General features: G+C 39.3%; 18 protein-coding genes. 5 read left to right on the top strand and 13 right to left on the bottom strand.

All coding sequences use genetic code 11. The features are described from left to right. Positions 1–331 precede the first annotated feature (331 nt). Positions 332–3031 (top strand): DNA gyrase subunit A, encoded by a 2700-nt coding sequence (gene gyrA, locus F975_RS11130; protein WP_004753329.1) that lies wholly within the window; start codon positions 332–334, stop codon positions 3029–3031. Positions 3032–3128: 97 nt separating this feature from the next. On the opposite strand, the gene F975_RS11125 is transcribed toward gyrA, so the two are convergent. From F975_RS11125 to rubA, 8 genes are all read right to left on the bottom strand, one after another. Beyond that, a complete protein-coding gene (locus tag F975_RS11125; RefSeq protein WP_004753327.1) occupies positions 3129–4766 on the bottom strand; it encodes a glycosyltransferase family 39 protein in 1638 nt (545 codons plus the stop codon). A gap of 9 nt (positions 4767–4775) precedes the next feature. Then, positions 4776–5159, bottom strand: coding sequence for a GtrA family protein (locus F975_RS11120; protein WP_004753325.1), 384 nt, complete (start codon positions 5157–5159; stop codon positions 4776–4778). Then, on the bottom strand, positions 5159–6130 hold the full coding sequence (locus tag F975_RS11115; protein WP_004753324.1) for a glycosyltransferase family 2 protein: 972 nt from the start codon (positions 6128–6130) through the stop codon (positions 5159–5161). The genes F975_RS11120 and F975_RS11115 overlap by 1 nt, the downstream gene beginning before the upstream one ends. Then, entirely contained in the window at positions 6127–6921 is a 795-nt protein-coding gene (locus F975_RS11110) for a ChbG/HpnK family deacetylase (RefSeq protein WP_004753321.1), read from the bottom strand. The genes F975_RS11115 and F975_RS11110 overlap by 4 nt, the downstream gene beginning before the upstream one ends. A gap of 232 nt (positions 6922–7153) precedes the next feature. Next, a complete protein-coding gene (gene oxyR, locus F975_RS11105; RefSeq protein ID WP_004753318.1) occupies positions 7154–8056 on the bottom strand; it encodes a LysR family transcriptional regulator OxyR in 903 nt (300 codons plus the stop codon). Positions 8057–8071: 15 nt separating this feature from the next. After that, a complete protein-coding gene (locus F975_RS11100; RefSeq protein WP_004753317.1) occupies positions 8072–9010 on the bottom strand; it encodes an alpha/beta fold hydrolase in 939 nt (312 codons plus the stop codon). 22 nt (positions 9011–9032) lie between these two features. Next, complete coding sequence (locus tag F975_RS11095) at positions 9033–10208, bottom strand: NAD(P)/FAD-dependent oxidoreductase (RefSeq protein ID WP_004753315.1); 1176 nt, start codon at positions 10206–10208, stop codon at positions 9033–9035. A gap of 63 nt (positions 10209–10271) precedes the next feature. Then, positions 10272–10436, bottom strand: a complete 165-nt coding sequence (rubA, locus tag F975_RS11090; protein WP_004753313.1) for a rubredoxin RubA — start codon at positions 10434–10436, stop codon at positions 10272–10274. Positions 10437–10837: 401 nt separating this feature from the next. Between rubA and F975_RS11085 the strand changes: the two genes are divergently transcribed. Further along, positions 10838–11386: an adenine phosphoribosyltransferase gene (locus F975_RS11085; protein WP_004753311.1), complete on the top strand. Its 549-nt coding sequence runs from the start codon at positions 10838–10840 to the stop codon at positions 11384–11386. A 46-nt stretch (positions 11387–11432) separates the two neighbouring features. Here the strand turns inward: F975_RS11085 and F975_RS11080 are convergent, their stop codons facing one another. Further along, positions 11433–11945 (bottom strand): YqiA/YcfP family alpha/beta fold hydrolase, encoded by a 513-nt coding sequence (locus tag F975_RS11080; protein WP_034426333.1) that lies wholly within the window; start codon positions 11943–11945, stop codon positions 11433–11435. Between the two features lie 262 nt (positions 11946–12207). Here F975_RS11080 and lysS point away from each other — a divergent pair, with 262 nt between their 5' ends. Beyond that, the gene (gene lysS, locus F975_RS11075) at positions 12208–13737 is read left to right on the top strand and encodes a lysine--tRNA ligase (RefSeq protein ID WP_004753308.1); all 1530 of its coding nucleotides are present in this window, start codon (positions 12208–12210) and stop codon (positions 13735–13737) included. Positions 13738–14049: 312 nt separating this feature from the next. Next, complete coding sequence (locus F975_RS11070) at positions 14050–14526, top strand: hypothetical protein (protein ID WP_004753306.1); 477 nt, start codon at positions 14050–14052, stop codon at positions 14524–14526. Between the two features lie 32 nt (positions 14527–14558). Here the strand turns inward: F975_RS11070 and paeA are convergent, their stop codons facing one another. Further along, positions 14559–15884: a polyamine export protein PaeA gene (paeA, locus tag F975_RS11065; protein ID WP_004753303.1), complete on the bottom strand. Its 1326-nt coding sequence runs from the start codon at positions 15882–15884 to the stop codon at positions 14559–14561. A gap of 119 nt (positions 15885–16003) precedes the next feature. Next, positions 16004–16993 carry a LysR family transcriptional regulator gene (locus F975_RS11060; RefSeq protein ID WP_004753301.1) on the bottom strand — a complete coding sequence of 330 codons (990 nt, stop codon included), beginning with the start codon at positions 16991–16993 and terminating at the stop codon, positions 16004–16006. 524 nt (positions 16994–17517) lie between these two features. On the opposite strand from F975_RS11060, the gene F975_RS11055 reads away from it, so the two are divergent. Further along, positions 17518–19122, top strand: a complete 1605-nt coding sequence (locus F975_RS11055) for an isocitrate lyase (protein ID WP_004753299.1) — start codon at positions 17518–17520, stop codon at positions 19120–19122. A 198-nt stretch (positions 19123–19320) separates the two neighbouring features. Here the strand turns inward: F975_RS11055 and F975_RS16190 are convergent, their stop codons facing one another. Further along, entirely contained in the window at positions 19321–19629 is a 309-nt protein-coding gene (locus F975_RS16190) for a hypothetical protein (RefSeq protein WP_004753297.1), read from the bottom strand. Between the two features lie 260 nt (positions 19630–19889). Then, positions 19890–20714: a type I methionyl aminopeptidase gene (gene map / locus F975_RS11045; RefSeq protein ID WP_004753295.1), complete on the bottom strand. Its 825-nt coding sequence runs from the start codon at positions 20712–20714 to the stop codon at positions 19890–19892. Positions 20715–20738 lie beyond the last annotated feature (24 nt).

Genomic DNA, 20738 nt, shown 5'->3' with positions numbered 1-20738 from the left:
TTCTTTGAAGTTAAAATTTACAAATATATTTAGAGAAAAATCTCAATTTGAGTCAGAAGAATCCTTGCAAATTAGGCGAATTGGATAAAAAAAACATTATCAAAAAAATACTCAAAAGTATGTGTAAAAAATCAGCAAAAATCGAAGGAATTTTATAAGAGAAATGTGATTCTATGGGCTTCGAGCGCCACAAAACACAGGCAAATATGCTAAAATATTGCGTTATGTTTTTTAGTTTTAGTGATAAGTTTTTCACTAATTTTTTCTGAATTTTTTTCAAGTTTTTTGGCTGGTTATCGATGATAAATGGTCAATATAATAAGGAGTATGCATGAGCGTATCGGAAATCCGACCGATTGCCATTGAGGATGAACTCAAGCACTCGTATCTTGATTATGCCATGAGTGTGATTGTCTCTCGTGCATTGCCAGATGTGAGAGATGGTCTCAAACCTGTTCATCGTCGTGTGCTATATGCGATGCATGAGCTGGGTAATGATTATAACAAGGCCTATAAAAAATCTGCCCGTGTAGTTGGTGATGTGATCGGTAAATATCACCCGCATGGCGACTCTGCGGTGTATGAAACCATCGTACGTATGGCACAAGATTTTAGCTTGCGTTATCAGTTGGTCGATGGCCAAGGTAACTTTGGTTCAATCGATGGCGATAGCGCAGCGGCAATGCGTTATACTGAAGTGCGTATGACCAAGCTTGCTCATGAGCTTCTGGCCGATCTTGAAAAAGACACGGTCGATTGGGAAGACAACTACGACGGCTCTGAGCGTATTCCTCAAGTTTTACCTACACGTGTTCCAAATTTACTGATCAATGGTGCTGCGGGTATTGCAGTCGGTATGGCGACCAACATGGCGCCGCATAATATGACCGAAGTGATTCACGCTTGCCTTGCTTATGCAGATAATCCAAATATCTCTATTGAAGGTTTAATGGATTATATCAGTGGTCCAGATTTCCCAACAGGCGGCATTATTTACGGTAAATCAGGCATCGTCGATGCTTACCGTACAGGTAAAGGCCGTTTGCACATTCGCGGTAAGTATCATTTTGAAGAAGATGCGAAAACTGGGCGTATCACGATTATCTTTACTGAAATTCCGTATCAGGTCAATAAAGCGAGAGTCATTGAGCGTATTGCTGAACTGGTTAAAGAAAAGAAACTCGAAGGAATTTCAGAACTTCGTGACGAATCTGACAAAGACGGTATGCGTATTGCGATTGACTTAAAGCGTGGTGAAAATGCTGAAGTCGTGGTCAATAATCTGTTTTTGAATACACAGCTTGAAAACTCGTTCAGCATCAACATGGTTTGCCTTGACAATGGTCAACCAAAATTAATGAATCTGAAAGATATTATTGCTGCGTTTATTCGCCACCGTCAGGAAGTCGTGACACGTCGTACCATGTTCGAATTGCGTAAAGCACGTGAACGTGGACACATCTTGGAAGGCTTGACGGTCGCATTGGCGAATATCGATGCCATCATTGAAGCCATTAAAACTTCAGCCAATCCAGCAGAAGCGCGTGAACGCCTACAAGCAGGCGAGTGGGCTGCTGGTGGTGTCGTGGGCTTGCTTGAAAAAGCAGGTGCTATTTCAGTTCGTCCAGATGAAATTGAGGGTGAAGATCCAAATCGTCCATTTGGTTTGATTGATCAGCGCTATCGTTTGTCACCGACTCAAGTTAACGCAATTTTAGAGTTACGCTTGCACCGTTTAACAGGTTTGGAACAAGATAAACTTCATGCAGAATACAGTGAGATTTTATCTCAGATTGCTGAATTTACAGCAATTTTGAATGATTTTAACTTGTTGATGAATGTTATTCGTGAAGAGTTAGCACTGATTTTGCAACAATATGGCGATGCTCGTCGTACAGAAATTATTGAATCTCGCGTTGATTTCTGCCGTGAAGATCTTATTCCAGAAGAGCAAGTTGTACTCACCGTTTCTAAAACGGGTTATGCAAAAACGCAGCCACTCTCTGACTATGCAGCTCAACGCCGTGGTGGTCGTGGTAAATCTGCAACCAGCATGAAAGAAGATGATTATATTCAACATCTGATTGTCGCGTCTAACCATGCAACGGTGCTGTGCTTTACCAATGTTGGTAAAGTTTATCGTCTGAGAGTATTTGAAGTTCCACAAGCTTCACGTGGTGCAAAAGGTCGCCCAATGGTCAACCTGTTGCCATTGGATGCCAATGAAACCATTACCGCCATTCTTCCATTAACCGACTTCCCAGAAAACCATTATGTGTTTATGGCAACTGCATCGGGTACTGTAAAACGTGTGGAATTGGCGCAATTTGCAAACATTCGTGCCAATGGTTTGCGTGCAATTGAGCTTAATGAAGAAGATACCTTGATTGGCGTTGCGATTACTGATGGTAATCAGCAAATTATGCTGTTCTCAAATGAAGGTAAAGCCATTCGTTTTGCTGAAACTGATGTGCGGGCAATGGGGCGTACTGCAAAAGGTGTACGTGGTATGCGAGTTGCTCTTGCTGCAACTGCACTTGAGGTGGATGATACTGAAACCGAAAATGATGATACAGATGATGCTGAAGACAGCGCAGATTTGAATGTGATCAGTCGCATTGTATCACTGGTTGTTGTTCCTGAAACAGGTGAAGTGCTGTGTGCGAGTGCAAACGGTTATGGTAAGCGTACTCCAGTCGATGACTTCCCGACCAAAAAACGTGGTGGTAAAGGCGTTATTGCGATTAAAACTTCTGAGCGTAATGGTGAGTTGGTTGGCGCAGTTGCGATTGATGAAACCAAAGAGCTCATGTTGATCTCCGATGGTGGTACTTTAGTGCGTACCCGTGCTTCTGAAGTGGCAACTACAGGGCGAAACGCACAAGGTGTTCGTCTGATTCGTTTGGGTGAAAATGAAACACTGGTCGGTGTTGAAGCTATTGATGCCGTTGAGGAAGATGAAATTGAACTCGACATCAGTGAAGTGAATGAAGCTGTTGAAACTGAAGAAGTAGACAATACAGAAGAATAAATTCAGATCTGTCTCATTTTGAAGTAGGTTGATACTTATTTCAGAATGAGACATACAGATCAAAATAAAAGAGGAAGCCTAGGCTTCCTCTTTTTTATCATTGATTAAATATAAATACGTCATAATTACGTTGATGCAATACTTTGACCTGAGGATCAGACGATTTAAACTCACCTGGACGACTAATCACAATCAAAGGCTGTTTGTTTTTCAAAGCTTGCTCAAAGGTCGCATCATTCCATAAATTGCGTTTTAACTCGGGTTCAAATAATAAGCCATCTTTAATTTCTACAGCTGAATTATCTCCCCCAACAGCATCCCAGTTATTCACCAAATATATAGGTGATTTCCAATCCAGTAAAAATGGCACATCATAAAAATAGTAGCGATAGAACACTAACTTCGTATTACCATGTAGATATTGCTGAAATTGTAACTGGTCAGAATTGGTTTTCGTATCGAACAATCGAACTGCAAAAGGAACACTTGAACACAGCATCAGTAGGCTAAGTACTGTAGCTTGTAAAAATGAGATCTTTTCAGCTTTATAACATGCCAGAAACACCCATGGGCTAGCTGTTAAAATTGTGCCGAGCAGATAAATAAGACCAATATGCTGAAAATAAAAATCATGATTAGTTTTCATGACATGTGGTGCAACTAATATAGTGAGTCCCATTAGGGATACAAAAATTGAAACACCTAAAATCTGTAATTTATTTTTAGGTAAAGTCAGTGTTTGCTGAACCCATGCTGTGATGAGAATCGTCAGTGGGGCAACGACAGGTAAAATATAACCTGCTAGTTTGGATGGCGGAATCGAAAAAAAGATCGTGACAGAAACGAACCACCAGAGCAGTAAAGCAAGAATTGGCGATGGAACAACTGTACGAATATGTTGTTTTGCGCCTTTAAAGCCCGTAACGAGTAACCAAGGTAAGAAGCTGATCAATAAGATGAGCAAATAAAAAAACCAAGGTCGTTTATTGTTAAATCCAGATGAACTAAAGCGGCTAAACTGCTGGTCAATAAAGAAATAATTTAGGAAATTTGCATAGTGGTGTTGAGCGAAATATAGCCATGGACCAACTAGACAAATAAACAGTAAAATACCCAGTGGATTAAGTAAAGATGGGATTTTTCTCCATTCTTTACAATAAATCACCCATGGCAAAATCACCATCCCTGGAACCAGTACACCAATCAGCCCTTTACTCAAAAAACCACCAGCACAGGCAACATAGCCTAGGAATAAAATCGATTTTTTCCCAGACAAAGTAAAATCGGCAAAACAGAAAACGGTCAGTGTCATCCATGTTGCAACCAGTAAATCATGGTTAACATACTGACTGCTGCCAAAAAACAGTAAGCTGGTTGCTAGAATTAGTGCACTGAGCTGGGCAACGCGTTCATTGATATATTTACGAACAAAGAAAAACAGACTGACTAACATCAAAGTGCCAGCGAGTACAGGAACCAGGCGTAATACCCATAAATGCACACCAAAAATTTCCATCAAACCTGAACTGATCCAGTGCAAGAGAGGAGGTTTATGCATAAATGGAAAGCCATTGATACGTGGTGTGAGCCAGTCGCCAGTTTCAAACATGGCTCGGCTGATATCTCCATAACGTCCTTCATCAGGTACTGACATTGGTCTGATGATTGAAGTAATGAAGAGCCAGATCGGTAGCAAAATCAGTAATAATTTAGATGATCTAAGTAAAGGTTGCATAACATAGCCTCAATGCTGGAATGCAAAAAATCGGTTCAATAAAAAGGTGAAAATTGCAGTGAGAAAAATTGCAATAATGACCAAAATGGATAGTGAAATATTTAGATAGTGGTGTGAAATAAGCAATAAACTTTCATTGAACACAAAACCTAAAGTTGCAACGATAAAAAATTTAGGTAAGGTTTGCCGATGTGAAAGTTGCTGAGCTTGAAATGTAAAATGTCGATGCCCAAAGTAACTCACCCAAAAAGCAAGACAAAAAGCAATGAGATTGGCATACGCTAAAGCAATATGCATTTGCTCAAACAGTAGAATCACAATAGCGTAATGCGTCAATGCCGCAAGCACACCAATGATCCCAAAGCGAGCAAATGTAAGAACATGGGCAAGCATTAGAGGGTCTTATTATCAGATGTTGATGATAAATTTTTAGCTTTAGAGTGCTCTGCAGCAACAATATATTTAGGACGGTTTTTGACTTCAGTATAAATACGTCCGATGTATTCTCCAAGAATACCAATAAATAGTAACTGAATTCCACCAAGCAATGTCATGCCAGCAACAAGCGTTGCCCAACCTGGAACACTACTGCCTTCGATGAGTGTTTCAAGAATAATCCAGATACCATATGCCATCGCCATAAATGCGAGCAATGCTCCCAGATAAGTACTTACTCTTAGCGGTAAATCTGAAAAGCCTGTTAATCCAGAAATGGCAAGGTTAAACAATGATTTGAAATTAAAACTTGAGGTTCCGTGCTGACGTTCTTGTTCGGAAAATTGTAGTCCGATACTTTTAAAACCCACCCACGCGTATAAACCTTTCATATAGCGGTTTTTTTCAGGTAAATTCTGAATGGCTTTGACTACTTTTTCGTCAATTAGACGAAAATCTCCTGCATTTTCAGGAATTTCAACGGAAGTACTAAAACTCATTAATTTATAATAAGCATGGGTGAAAAGGCGTTTCAGCCAAGATTCGGTATTACGGCTGCGAATACCATACACCATGTCATAGCCATTACGCCATAAATTGAGCATGGTTGGAATTTCATCAATCGGGTGCTGAAAATCTGCATCAATCAATAATGCAATATCTCCTGTAACATGATCTAAACCTGCACTGAGTGCAGCTTCTTTACCAAAGTTACGAGAGAGTTCTAGTACACGCAGAGGGTAATCCTCAACCAAACTATATAAAACAGCTAAGGTGTTATCTTTACTACCATCATCAATCACAATGATTTCATAACCAGCAAGGTCTAACTGGTCTAACTTGGCAGCTAAAGCTGGAATAAATTGGGGTAAATTTCCCGCTTCGTTATAAGCAGGAATCACACAAGATAGAAATGGATTTGTTCTCATGCGTTTACTCCGATACGTGAAAGAGTAATTTGGTAATTCTGACAGTCAATTGCAAATTGTTCAGATGCTAAATACTGATATTCTTGTAGCCGTGCTATTGTAATTGGATCAGTGTTTTTTATTAAATCCTGCGCAGGATGACACATAATTAAAAGATTGTCTTGCGCTTGGCTTAACCATTTTTGGTTCAGATGAGCATAATCAATTTGCTGAAAATCATAAATTCCAGCAAAAAATTGATTTTGTTTAAATTTATTTTGCATACATAAGTGATTAAGAGTTGCTGAACCTAATTGCATGAGCATATATGTTTTAAACTGATATGGTGAAACTACAAGAGTATGTCGAAGATTTCTCACCCAGCCTTTAAAATTCTGTTCTTTTAAAAACTCTATCAGTACTTCACGAATCACTGGAAACTGATGAACATGTTGATGTCCATCAACAAAGTCAGGCGCTTGCCCCAATGCTTCGATAAAAGCGTTCCATTGCTGGGCGATGCTATCGCGAATCTGTTGACGGTCAAGTAATCGTAACCATGCTTTAACCATGAGTGTATTTAAAGGAAAAGCGATAGTCTTGTCATCAAAAGCATGGGTAAAATTGAGATGTAACCCTAAATCCGCCTGAGCAGCATAAGGTTTTAATTGCTGTGCCGCTTGTGACCAGTCAGGTGATTGGGTCATGCAAGATGTCGCGTGCAGCCGCTGTCGTGCAATCAGCTCAATGATTGCCGTAGAAATACTTGGGTGTAAAGCAAAATCATCGGCGCAGTAGCAGACATGTGTCATTTTAGACACTCGCTTGCATTATTATAAATCATATCAAATATCTACAAAATAAAAGATGCGTCTAATATGCTCAGTATCCCTTAAGAACAACTTAAGTGTAAACTGGGGAAAATGTTGTTACAGAGTAAAAACGTGATTTAACTAATCAGCTTAGACGATCTAAATAGATTGCAAATCCGAGCTGTTTTAGTCCCATTCTAAAGTCATGTAACCTTAGAATGGAGAAGATGAATTATTGAGACAGGACGATTTTCTTTAAAACGTCAACCAAAACATTAAATTCATTGTGTAATGGTGTGCTTTTACGTGTAACTAATGCGATAGTGCGCACAGGTGCTGCCTCAATATGTTTGACTTGCAAATCCGCATGGTATTGTAACATCGGGCGTTGTAAGGCAATTTCAGGCAATAAGGTATAACCTAAATTCGACGATACCATTTCAACTAAAGTTGGAAGAGAGCTGGCTTTTAATCGGTGATCATTTTTACGTTCGCCAATTGGGCAGGCACTCAAGACATGATCGCGTAGACAATGACCTTCCTCAAGCAACATCAAGCGAGAGAGATCAAGATCATCAAGGTTACTCGCGCGGATACATTGCTGATCTGCTTTATGATGTACCAAGACCAGATTTTCTTTGGCAATCTCGGCAACTTTGAGTCCACGTGTGTCAAATGGCAGTGCCAAGACAATCATGTCCAGATTACCATGTTCCAGTTTTTCAACAATCTTTTCACTTTGTGCTTCATGCAGATGTAACTGGATTTTAGGTAAATAATGATGCACTTCATCAAGCAACTGCGTCAAAATAAAGGGAGCAATGGTCGGAATAATCCCTAAATGTAAATCGCCAGTGAGTGGTTCACTCATTTCCCGACTGAGCCGCATGAGATCTTGAGCATCTGCAAGTAAAACGCGAGCCCGCGCAACCACTTGTTCCCCTAAAGGTGTTAAACGTACATTTTGGCGATCGCGTTCAACCAAAACACCACCAAGTAAACGTTCTAACTCCATAATGCCGCCAGATAAAGTCGACTGGGTTACAAAAGAGCGACGTGCTGCCTCGGTAAAATGCAATGTTTCAGACAGTGTTACTAAATAAGAAAGCTGTCTTAAAGAGGGTAATGCAGCCATAGTGTCCTGATACTTTTAAGGTTTAAAGTGATGTGCGAATAAACCACTCAATTGAGGGATAAAATGTGGTGGAATATCATGCCCCATTCCGGCAATTAATTCAAATTTTGCTGCTTTAATTGCTTTTGCAACAACCCGACCATGTTTAGGTGGCAATAATCGGTCGCTTGCGCCATGAATGACTAACGTAGGTTGTTGAATTTGTTGATCCCACTTGAGTAATGACCCTGTACATAAGATCGCCAGTAATTGATGTAAGACACCATTTGGATAGTAACTGCGAAAATAAGCTTTACGTGCAAAGAGTCGGATTTCTTCGACATTAATATAGTTGGGTGATCCAATAATCTTGTAAAGCTGTACATTCTGCCGAATGATTTCATCTTCCTGTGTTGGGCGTTTACTGATCATCAATTTAAGTTGCTTGATACCAGGTGCAGGCAGCAGCGGTTGATTGTTGCTAGTGAACAGTAACCCTAGCTTGCTAATTTTTTCTGGGTATTTTGCAGCGACGATCTGAGCAATCATGCCGCCCATAGAAGCTCCAATCAGGTGGCATTGACTAATTTCCAGTTTATCGAGCAATAAGCCAACATCATCGGCCATATCTTCCAAAGTATATGGCGCACCATGATTTTTAAGCCCGACACTAAAACGCGCCATCATGCTGAGTAAGTGATGAGGGTTTTGAGGCTCTGTGGTCATTTTGCTAGATAAACCAATATCTCGGTTATCAAAACGAATCACACAGAAACCCTGATCAATCAGCGATTTGCAAAAAAAATCTGGCCAAAGAATTAGTTGTCCACCTAAACCCATAATCAGCAAAATACATGGATGCTCGGGGTTGCCACCCATTTCAATGTGCAATTGTATGCCATTGCCGAGATCGACTTGTGCTTCACGCATATACTTACTATATGGTGATGGGCTAAACACAATACTCTGATTCATTGTGAGCATCCATGAAGTGTGATTATGCTTGTGGTGGAATTAAATCAGGTACCAGTTTGGTCAACGCTAAACGCTGTTTAGCTGCTGTTGCACCAAGCAGTACAAAGCCACGAATGGTTCCTTCGCTATCGACAGCTTTAGATAACATGCCATCTTCAAAATGTTCAGTTTCCCAATTCACATCGACATTGTGTGGTACTGGCAATACAGTGAGTGGTGCAGCAGGCGTTTTAACCGCAACTGGCATAGCAGGGTAGTGAACATGAGTGTGCTGACCTACTAAAGTTTTTGCCAACGCACGTGCTTGTTGCATAATTGGCATAACGTATGGTAATAAAAGTCCATTCACTTCGGCACAGTCACCGACAGCATAAATATCGGGCTGATTGGTTTCCATTAGACTATTGGTGAGAATTCCGCGGCTGGTTTCAATCTTGGCATGCTTGGCAATATCAATATTGGGTTGTAAGCCCACCGCACATAAGACGAGATCTGCTGCAAGGCTGTGACCATTTTCTAGTGTCACGACGTAATGTTTTTTAACTTTACTGATTTTCTCAACGGTTGTGCCAAGAATAAACTTAATACCACTCTCGTGCAGTTTCTTTTGAAACTCTTCAGCAACATATTGTGGTAATAGACGACCAAGCGGTTGTGGCGCTAAATCAATGACTGTTGTTTGATAACCTGTGTGCTGTAAATCATTGGCAAATTCACAGCCAATTAGCCCAGCGCCTAAAATGGCAATCCGTTTATCTTGTTTTTGATCAAGCTGCTCGCGAAATTCGCGGTAATCGGTGAGTGAATTCACAACATGAATATCATCACTACCATCGCCAGCAATCGCTAAACGAATTGGATTCGCCCCTACAGCTAAAATGAGTTTACTGTAGTTAAGTTCAACAGTTTGTTGATCTTGCACATAGCTTAACTGGTGCTTTTCAGCATCAATATGATTGACCCAAGCATGTGTTTCAATGCGCATGTTGAGTTGCTCAGCCATTTTGGTTGCATCTGCAAGTGCAATTTGAGCAGGCTGTTTATTGCCTGCCAAGGCATTTGATAATGTTGGCTTGGCGTAACTTGCTGCATCATCAGCACAGATCATGATCAGTTCTTGTTCTTTGTTTAATTTTCGGTATTCACGTGCAAGGGTATAACCCGCCATACCCGAACCCACAATCACAATAGGCTGCATAATATTCTCCAAAATGTTTTTATTAAGTAAAAAGACCATGTTCAAACATGGTCTTGAGCGGCTTTATACTTCAATCATTTCAAAATCTGCTTTGGATACTCCACAGTCTGGACAGGTCCAGTCATTGGGTACATCTTCCCATTTTGTCCCAGGAGCAATGCCATCTTCTGGCCAGCCTGTTGCTTCGTCGTAAATCCATCCACAAACGATGCATTGATATTTTTTCATGAGTATCTCCAAAATGCTGATGGGTAGCCAAAAAATGCCTGTCAGCGGTGCTGTTATAAGGGGAAGCCTGATCATTATAGTTTACAGGTTCTTATCTTGAAATTTTTACCTTGTTGTACTGTAAAGTAAAGAAATTCTTGGAAGATTACGTTTTTAAAAAGAAGTAACAATAGAGTGAAACTCATATTTTTTACGTCTTAGACTAAGGTGGTAATGCAAAAAAAATAAAAATGCATAAAATATTATCGGGATTTTATTGATGTGAAAATAAATTTAATTGTAAATCAATGACTTAGATAAGTTTATGCGCTGAAAAATGTTAATTGAATAAAAAATAATAGTTTTTTTAAGTTTAAATGGTTAAAATTAGCTCAAATCGATAGCTTAGATATTCTCCTGCCATGAACTTTGCTCAAACTTTTTGGTCTCATATTCGTACCATTCCAGATTTCCCAAAAACTGGGATTTGTTTTTATGATTTGACGCCGTTGTTGGTGAATCAAATTGAAGCATTGTCTGATGCTTTGGTTGCAAGTATCCCAGCAGACAAAATAGAAGCTGTAGACAGCTTTGTTGCTGTAGAAGCGCGTGGGTTTGTGTTGGCAAGTTTCTTGGCACAACGTTTAAACAAAGGTTTAATTTTAGTGCGTAAAGCAGGAAAATTACCGCCGCCAGTTGTGGGTGTGGGTTACAGCTTAGAATATGGTTTAGATAAACTTGAAATGTCAGCTGATGTTCAGCCAAACCAAAACGTGATTTTGGTAGATGATATTTTGGCAACAGGCGGTACATTAAAGGCAGTTCAAACGTTGGCAAACAAATGCCAATTAAACGTTTTAGGTGCAACAATTTTATTAGACTTAGACCGTGAACATAAAGACATCGGTTTGGATGTTTGGTCTGTAGTACGTGAAAGTGAAAACACTGAGTTGCAAGAAGTTGTTGCATAAATGAAGTAAACAAGACAGAAAAATGCCGATCTTAGATCGGCATTTTTTATTTTGGTGATGGGTGAAAACTTTGCTCAAATTGCTGAACTAGCAAATTAATGTTTTCTGGGTATTCAAGTCGATGATAGCCACCTGTATAGGTGTGTACAATCATGAAGCGTTCGAGAATTTGTTGTGTTTGATACATGTTGAGCATTTCATCCCCCAGTTCTAAGTAGGCAAACTGTGGAATGTCATGATCTAAGTCTTTTTCTTCAAGTGCAGGGTAATCATCGCGAAAATTTGGTGCAAGACTTGGGTTCGCCACAATGGCAGGCAAATGAAACTGGTAAGACATTCTCAGTGTCCAATATCCTCCAACGCCATGTCCCACCAATAAATCTGGTTTAATTTTTTCAATAATGTTTTGGTAGAGCATTTCAACCGTTTGAAAACTTAAATTACGATAATCGACGTCTATACAAAATTTTTGTTTTGCTTGAATTGCATGGAATTTATTGGATTCCTTAGATGAATCTAATCCGTGCAGGAATAGAATTTTGGCATTATTCATCTTCATCGAGTTGGTTTCATCACAGGATAATGTAGAAAAGTCAGCTAGAAACATGCATTTGGTCTTAAAATGTTCGCGGTTTCTGCCATATTTTACGTTGCTTGGGTAGTTATGTGAGCTAGCGAAAGGTCTAAAAAGATTTTGTTTTAGACTAAAGTTGCATAACTGGGCTGATTTTTTGAATCGATTTTTAAGAATTCTTTCGAAAGAAGCGTGAATTCTGCTATGCTATGGGACTTCTTTTTTCAACTACTTTTTCGAGGCAGAGATGACGCAACACAACGCTCAATCGACTTCTGAACCCATTATTTCCGAAAACGATTTAATTGCACAGCGTCATGCCAAGTTAAAGCAAATCAAGGAAAGTGCTAAAGAGACGGGTACAAGCCCTTGGCCAAATACCTTTAAGCGTGAGCATTATGCAGGTGACTTGCAAGAGCAGTTTAAAGATTTAGATAAAGCTGCGATTGAAGTGGGTGAACATGTTTATGTGAAAGTCGCAGGTCGTGTGATGTTGAACCGTGGCTCGTTCATTGTATTGCAAGACATGACAGGTCGTATTCAGCTTTATGTAGACCGCAAAGGTTTGCCAGCAGATACCTTAAGCACCATTAAATCTTTAGATTTGGGTGATATTGTTGCGGCAAGTGGTTACATCGGTCGTTCAGGTAAAGGCGATTTGTATGTTCACTTGGAAGGATTTGAACTATTAACCAAATCTTTACGTCCGCTTCCAGACAAATTTCATGGTCTAAGTGATACTGAAGCGAAATATCGTAAGCGTTATCTTGATTTGATCGTCAATGAAGAAACACGCAAAACTTTCGAAATCCGTGCGCAAGTGGTTGCAGGTATTCGTAATTTCTTGGCAGCTCAGCGTTTTATGGAAGTTGAAACACCAATGATGCATGTGATTCCAGGTGGTGCTTCAGCGCGTCCATTTGTGACACATCACAATGCGTTAGATATGGATTTATATTTGCGTGTTGCGCCTGAACTCTATTTGAAACGCCTTGTTGTGGGTGGTTTTGAGCGTGTATTTGAGATTAACCGTAACTTCCGTAATGAAGGGGTTTCGACTCGCCATAACCCAGAATTCACGATGATTGAATTCTACCAAGCCTATGCTGACTATAAAGATTTGATGCAGTTGACTGAAAATATGCTAGAAAAACTGGCAATTGATATTTTAGGTTCAACTGATGTGCCATATGGTGATGAAGTTTATAGCTTCAAAGGTCCATTCAAGAAAATCTCAATGTTTGATGCGATTCTTGAGCACAATCCAACATTTACGCCAGACAATGTCAATGATCGTGAATTCTTGGCAAACTTTGTGCGTGAAGAGTTGAAAGAACAGGTGAAACCAGGTTTTGGTTTGGGTAAATTGCAAACCATCGTATTTGAAGAAACTGTTGAAACTCAATTGCGTCAACCGACGTTCATTACTGAATATCCAGCAGAAACTTCTCCACTAGCGCGCCGTAATGATCATAACCCGCATATTACTGACCGTTTCGAGTTCTTTATTGGTGGTCGTGAGTTGGCAAATGGCTTCAGCGAGTTAAATGACCCGCTTGATCAAGCTGAGCGTTTCCAGGCACAAGTTGCTGAAAAAGATGCGGGTGATGATGAAGCAATGCATTACGATGCGGACTTTATTGAAGCATTGGAATATGGTTTGCCTCCAACAGCGGGTGAAGGGATTGGTATTGACCGTTTGGTGATGCTATTTGCAAATGCATCAAGTATTCGTGATGTGTTGTTATTCCCGCACATGCGTCGTAAAGATGCTTAATTTCAACTAATTCACCAGTTAATAAAAAAATCCTCCTGCATATCAGGGGGATTTTTTTATTCATGCTCATCAGTTTTTTTGAATAAATAGGTCTTAAAAAATATTTTGCTTATTTATCTAGAAGGTAAATTTTTTATTTAATTTCATTATCGTTGTCTTGATGAAATCAGATTATTTTTTGATTGCAGGTTAATGAGTTATTTACAGGTACGTGCTTATTTATAGTAGAAAAGGGACGAGAATTTTAAAATAGCTAATGCTTGTCAGCCCGATGCGACGTATAATTTACAGCTTATTTTTTGGAAAGATAAAATGAGCCTTCAGCAACAACTGATCTCCTTGAAACAGGTCGAGTTGGCAAAATCAGCCAATCAAGTCTTACAGCGTAGCAATAAAACACAGCGTCAGGAAAGCTACAAGCAGGCTCTGCTTGAATTAAATCAGGCATTTGAAGAACACCTATTACAAGCGGTGATGTTGGCATTTGGTTTGAATTCAGGACAAGCGAAAAAAGTACGCTATAAAAAAGATCGCGTACGTGTATTCAAACAGCATGATATTGATTATACAGCGATAGATGGGGCTGAAACGGCACAAATTTTGTCTTGGATTGCACAAAGTATTGTGTATGAAGATGCGATTGTAACGCATGATTTGGACAATATTTTTCCATTCTGGAAAGAAGGTTTTCCAATGGTACAGTTCGATAATGCTTACACAATCTTGCTAGAAGATATTCAGATACATTATGAGAAGGTTTTGGATGCTTTAATTGAGCTCCATGCCTGAAAAAAACCGCCTGCAATGAGGCGGTTTTTCTTTTAAGATTCTTCAGGTTGAATCAGTGATTCGGATTTTTCAATAATTCGAGTCACTAAAAGCTGATCAATCTTGAAGTGGTCAACATCGACAACTTCAAACTTATAACCTCCAAATTCCACACTATCAGCAGGTCGAGGAATTTTTCGGAGTTGATACATCATAAAACCTGCAAGTGTTTCATAATGTTCTTCGTCAGGCATATCATCGATACCCAGCGCATGTTTCATGTCTTCAATCGGAGTGCCACCATCAATCAACCATGAATTATTATCACGCTTAATAATTTGCTGCTCTTCCTCAATGGTGGTCACCCAGTCTCCCATGACTGTAATCATGATGTCTGAAAGAGTAATGACCCCGACCACAAACGCATATTCGTTAATCACTACAGCAAATTTCTCTTTGCTGGCACGAAAACGGTCTAACACTTCTGATAGGCTTAATGAATCAGGGAGGGTGGGAACAGTACGGATGGTGGATTCATTGAGCTGGTTGATGGATTGATTGTTAAGAATTCGAACCAGAATATCTTTAGCATCAACATAACCAATTACTTGATCGATGGTTTCGTTACAGACTAAAAACTTGGAAAATGGGTATTTTGCCAGTTTTTGTCGAATACTATTTTCGGACTCATTTAACGTAAAGAATACAACATTTTCACGAGTGGTCATGCTCGAATGTACATTACGCTCTTCAAGTTCAAAAACATTTTCAATAAAGTGATGTTCCTGTTTTTGCAATACACCCGCTTGCGCACCTGCATCCATGACGGCAGAAATATCATCAAAAGTAATGTTGTCTTCGCGTGTGGTATTGATCTTAAAGAGGCGAAACAGCAAATTGGCAATTGCATTAATCACCCATGCCAATGGTTTGCAGACCTTAATGAACACCTGAATCGGATTAATGACAGCAATCGAGATTTTTTCAGGTGCAATCATTGCCAAGCGTTTTGGCATAAGATCAGCAAATAAAATAAAGAGTGAAGTTACTAATGTAAAAGATAGGGCAAAACTAATGGTTTCTGCCCATTGCCCCGTATAAAAGTGGGTCACCAGATTAAGTAAATAGGGACGAAAAGCCCCTTCACCTAAAATACCGCCTAAAATTGCAACAGCATTTAAACCGATTTGAGAAGCGGCAAAAAAATCAGCGGAATTTTCTTGTAAATCCAAAACTTGTTGTGCGCGTTCATCACCAGCTTCAGCCAAAATTTTCAGTTTAACTTTGCGTGCGGCCGCGAGAGCAATTTCGGTTAGAGCAAGGAAACCTGCACCAGCAATTAATATGATGATGATGATGATGTTCTGAAACAGACTCACATTACACCTGTCATTATAGATTATTCATTATCAAGTATTTTTTAACACAAAAACAGAAGAGGTGATACTGGAATATCACCTGATTATAATAAATCGTTGAATAATAGGATAAACAGCGATTAATACTGTGAAAATTGTGAATTGTTCATCAGGAATTCACGATTTTCTTCTTCGATCATTTGGCGAGCAACATAAAGAATCAGTTGGCGTAACCAGCGATGAGCAGGGTGATGATGCAATAAAGGACACCATGCCATTTTTAATTCGATTTCTGGAATATAAAATGGAGGGTCTTTAATCACAAGTTCCTGACTTTTTGCTTGTAAGCGTGCAATGCGGCTTGGTAGTGTTGCAATCAGATCAACATTTCTAGCGAGCAAGGCTGGCATTTGATAATGACGGGTAAAGACGGAAATTTTACGTTTTTGACCAATACGTTCTAAAGCTTGATCAATCCAGCCTAAACCTGCCTGTTTGTCAGGGTTGACACCAAAACCAATGCCCATACCTGTCTTGGAAACCCAGATGTGATATGCATCAAGATAGTTTTTTAGGTTAAGGTTGTTGGCGTTAGGATGTTTGGGGTTGACTAGACAAGAAAAGCTATCGCGCCAAACCAAGACCTGATGGAAGCTTTGAGGGATTTCATTGAAGCGATTAATTGCCAGATCGACCTTACCTTGTTCCATGTCACGGTAAGACACATCACTTGGAGTTAGGAAATCAAGAACGACATTGGGTGCTTCAGAACGTAGTGCTTTGACTAGGCGAGGTACTAAAGTTGCTTCAGCATAGTCGGACGTCATAATACGAAAGACACGATTACTCGTATATGGTCGAAATTCAGTACGTGGCTCTAAAATCATGGAAAGATCAGAAAGCACATCTCGAATACGAGGTTGTAGCTCCAAAGCGCGCTCTGTGGGGGTCATACCTTCAGATGAGCGAATGAGCAACGGATCATTAAAAAGAGTTCTTAATCTGCGTAAAATATTACTCATAGCGGGCTGGGTAACACCAAGTTGCTCAGCAGCGCGAGTTACATTTTTCTCACGTAAAAGTACGTCAAGATAGATTAATAGATTAAGGTCAACCCGCTCCAAATTCATAGAACAAATACCGAATATAACCGTATGAAATTAGTTGCAAATTATGCCATAAGCAAAAGCTTTTGTGTGAAAATATCCAAAAAAACGCTGAATCTTTATAGTTGTGAAATGATTTAGTTTCGTTTGATTTTTAATCTTCCTTATAACATGCACATAAAAAGAATTTTTACTGAAAAAAACAGCAACAAAAAGCCTTCAAACACAGGTTGAATCTATTCGTTAAAGCCACCATACTTTAGTCGAATGATTAAAAAGATTAAAAAATCATCATTTTTTATAAAAAGTAGTCTAAATAAACTCTTTTTATTTCAATAACTTGATAATAATCATCACGATTATAATACGACTTTGATCTATGTATTTTTTTAATAAATAGTGGGGATTAGTCAAGGATATTGGATTTAATTTTTTTTACGTTCTAATCTGTGTTCATCAGGCGGAAATGATCAAAAACCAAACAATCCAGTAAAGCGGGATTTGATCATGATGCGTTATGAAAATCCTAAAATTAAAAGGAACCAATCATGACTACATACCAAACAGCGATTGATGCAATTCGTGAATTGAAGGCAAAATTCGGTAATACATGGGCAGATATCAGCCCAGAAGATGCAGCACGTATGCAACTGCAAAACCGTTTCAAAACAGGTTTGGATATTGCTAAATATACAGCTGCAATTATGCGTCGTGATATGGCTGAATACGATGCCGATTCTAGCAAATACACTCAATCATTAGGTTGCTGGCATGGTTTTATTGCACAACAAAAAATGATTGCTAACAAAAAATACTTCGGTACAACTAGCAAACGTTATATCTACCTTTCTGGTTGGATGGTTGCAGCACTTCGCTCAGAGTTTGGTCCACTTCCTGACCAATCTATGCACGAAAAAACTTCAGTTCCAGCGCTTATCGAAGAAATCTACACTTTCTTACGCCAAGCTGACGCGAAAGAATTAAATGATTTGTTCCGTGCTTTGAACAAAGCAAAAGAAGCTGGTGATGCTGCTAAAGTTGCAGAAATTACTGCTCAAATCGACGGTTTCCAAACTCACGTTGTGCCAATTATTGCCGACATCGACGCTGGTTTCGGTAACGAAGAAGCAACTTACTTACTTGCTAAGAAAATGATCGAAGCTGGTGCTTGTGCGCTTCAAATCGAAAACCAAGTATCTGATGCGAAACAATGTGGTCACCAAGCTGGTAAAGTTACTGTTCCACACGAAGACTTTATCTCTAAGATCCATGCTTTACGTTACGCATTCTTAGAAATGGGTGTTGATGAAGGTGTTATTGTTGCGCGTACTGACTCTGAAGGCGCTGACTTGACTCAAAAAATCCCAGTGGTTAAAGAGCCAGGCGACATCGCTTCTCAATACATCGCTTACTTAGACACTCAAGAAATTGACATCTCTGAAGCAACTGACGACGAAATCCTAATCAAACGTGATGGTAAGTTACATCGCCCTAAACGTTTGGCTTCTGGTTTGTACCAGTTCCGTGAAGGCACTCAAATTGACCGTGTAGTACTTGACTGTATTACTAGCTTGCAAAATGGTGCTGACCTTCTTTGGATCGAAACTGCGACTCCAAACGTAGGTGAAATTGCACACATGGTGAACCGTGTTAAAGAAGTTGTTCCAAATGCGAAACTTGTTTATAACAACTCTCCATCGTTCAACTGGACTTTAAACTTCCGTCAACAAGCTTACGACCGTTTCGTAGCTGAAGGTAAAGACGTATCTGCATACGACCGTGCTAAATTAATGAGCGCTGACTATGACAATACTGAATTGGCTGCTGCTGCTGATGATAAAATCCGCACATTCCAAGCTGATGCGTCTCGTGAAGCAGGTGTGTTCCATCACTTGATCACACTTCCAACTTACCACACAGCTGCTCTTTCTACTCATGAGCTTGCTAAAGGTTACTTCGGTTCTGAAGGTATGTTGGCTTATGTTGCTGGCGTACAACGTAAAGAAATCCGCGGTACTATCGCATGTGTTAAACACCAAGCAATGGCTGGTTCAGACATCGGTGATGACCACAAAGAAATCTTCTCTGGCGACAACGCGCTTAAAGCAGGCGATGACTCTAAGAACACAATGAACCAATTCTCAGCTCACTAAGCGCTGAAAATAAAAAACCCTGCTCATGCAGGGTTTTTTTTATTTTTGTTTAAATGATTTGAGAGTTTTGATTTTATATTGCGCTGTTCATAAGATCATTTGATTTATCTCTGTGTTGCAAGAGAACATGGAAAGAGTGTGTTAATCAAAGCGATCTTGTTTTTATAAAACTGAATTAAAGTCCAGTTTATTTATATTTTATAAAACTCCACCGATAGATTGGCATGCTTCTTTATATAATTTGTATTGTTGGCTAATGACATCATCTAAAGGGATATTGAATAGCTTGTCACCATTTTTATAATGCTGGAGATAATCGGTTGCTTTTTGTTTGGTTGAGTTCAGCGTTTGCTCATGAAAGCTATTAATTGGGCTCATGCTATTATCTGCATAATTGTGGCAACTAAAATGAGAAAGCAGCAGCTCAGAGCGCTTGACTTCGTTGGAGCTAGTAAATAAACAAGCAGATAGACACAAAGAAATTAGCAGTATTAATAAAAGTTTCATGGTGAAGGGGTTATTTTAGGGCTGCAATATTCTAAGCATATTTAGATAATCTATTTATATGACATATTTCTTAAATCCCCTTTTTTTGTTTGAATAAAGTAACAAAAAGTAATTTAAAAATATAATATTGTTAATAAATAATTAATTTATTTTAAAAATGAGAACTTGTTCCTATTTTTATAAAAATTGATATTATGAGCGTTTATTAAGATAAAGAGCACAATAGAATTAACATCTTTTGTGCCCATTTAAAATTATGCTTAGTTGAAACGTGATAAATCTTCTTCAGGGCGAGCAGTTAAAATTTCTACACCTGTTGGTGTGACCAAAATTGTATGTTCATATTGAGCAGATAATTTATGATCTTTGGTGACGACCGTCCACTTGTCACCTAAAGTTTTGGTTTGCCAAACACCTGCATTGACCATAGGTTCAATGGTAAATGTCATACCTGCTTCTAAGCGCATGCCTGTATTTTTTGTACCGTAGTGCAATACTTGTGGTTCATCATGAAATACTGTACCAATGCCATGTCCACAATATTCACGTACAACGCTAAAACGCTCAGATTCAACATATTTTTGAATTGCAGCGCCAACATCACCAATATAGGCGCCAGGTTTTACTGCTTCAATACCACGATACATTGCTTCTTGTGCAACATGACATAAACGGTTTGCTAAAATAGATGTTTCACCACCCACGATGTACATCATATTGGTATCGCCATGATAGCCATCTTTGATGACAGTCACATCAATATTTAGAATATCGCCTTTCTTCAAAATTTTATCTGCTGATGGAATACCGTGACACACCACATGATTCACAGAGGTACAGATAGTATGTTGAAAAGCAGGGCGACCAGGTGCCGCGCCGTATCCTAAACATGCTGGAATTGCATTTTGAACATTTACAATATAATCATGACAAATCGTATCTAATTCTAGAGTGCTTACCCCAGGTTGGATATGCGGTTTGATCATATCCAAAACTTCAGCCGCCAGTCGTCCCGCCACACGCATTTTTTCAATTTCATCAGGTGTTTTAATCAGGCGGCGTGGAGCTTCGTAAGTACTGTTCATGATCTCTAAAAACTTTTGGAAATT

Source organism: Acinetobacter brisouisimilis (assembly GCF_000368265.1).
Taxonomy (GTDB): domain Bacteria; phylum Pseudomonadota; class Gammaproteobacteria; order Pseudomonadales; family Moraxellaceae; genus Acinetobacter.
Note: the sequence above shows the minus strand (reverse complement) of the source record. Positions and strands in the feature narration are given on the sequence as shown.

Coding starts and splice junctions, on each gene's coding strand:
- F975_RS11070 (WP_004753306.1), top strand. CDS start 14,050: ATGAGCCTTCAGCAACAACTGATCTCCTTGAAACAGGTCGAGTTGGCA.
- F975_RS11080 (WP_034426333.1), bottom strand. CDS start 11,945: ATGAAGATGAATAATGCCAAAATTCTATTCCTGCACGGATTAGATTCA.
- oxyR (WP_004753318.1), bottom strand. CDS start 8,056: ATGGCTGCATTACCCTCTTTAAGACAGCTTTCTTATTTAGTAACACTG.
- F975_RS11125 (WP_004753327.1), bottom strand. CDS start 4,766: ATGCAACCTTTACTTAGATCATCTAAATTATTACTGATTTTGCTACCG.
- F975_RS11100 (WP_004753317.1), bottom strand. CDS start 9,010: ATGAATCAGAGTATTGTGTTTAGCCCATCACCATATAGTAAGTATATG.
- F975_RS16190 (WP_004753297.1), bottom strand. CDS start 19,629: ATGAAACTTTTATTAATACTGCTAATTTCTTTGTGTCTATCTGCTTGT.
- gyrA (WP_004753329.1), top strand. CDS start 332: ATGAGCGTATCGGAAATCCGACCGATTGCCATTGAGGATGAACTCAAG.
- F975_RS11120 (WP_004753325.1), bottom strand. CDS start 5,159: ATGCTTGCCCATGTTCTTACATTTGCTCGCTTTGGGATCATTGGTGTG.
- F975_RS11095 (WP_004753315.1), bottom strand. CDS start 10,208: ATGCAGCCTATTGTGATTGTGGGTTCGGGTATGGCGGGTTATACCCTT.
- F975_RS11115 (WP_004753324.1), bottom strand. CDS start 6,130: ATGAGAACAAATCCATTTCTATCTTGTGTGATTCCTGCTTATAACGAA.
- map (WP_004753295.1), bottom strand. CDS start 20,714: ATGAACAGTACTTACGAAGCTCCACGCCGCCTGATTAAAACACCTGAT.
- lysS (WP_004753308.1), top strand. CDS start 12,208: ATGACGCAACACAACGCTCAATCGACTTCTGAACCCATTATTTCCGAA.
- F975_RS11055 (WP_004753299.1), top strand. CDS start 17,518: ATGACTACATACCAAACAGCGATTGATGCAATTCGTGAATTGAAGGCA.
- rubA (WP_004753313.1), bottom strand. CDS start 10,436: ATGAAAAAATATCAATGCATCGTTTGTGGATGGATTTACGACGAAGCA.
- F975_RS11060 (WP_004753301.1), bottom strand. CDS start 16,993: ATGAATTTGGAGCGGGTTGACCTTAATCTATTAATCTATCTTGACGTA.
- F975_RS11110 (WP_004753321.1), bottom strand. CDS start 6,921: ATGACACATGTCTGCTACTGCGCCGATGATTTTGCTTTACACCCAAGT.
- F975_RS11085 (WP_004753311.1), top strand. CDS start 10,838: ATGAACTTTGCTCAAACTTTTTGGTCTCATATTCGTACCATTCCAGAT.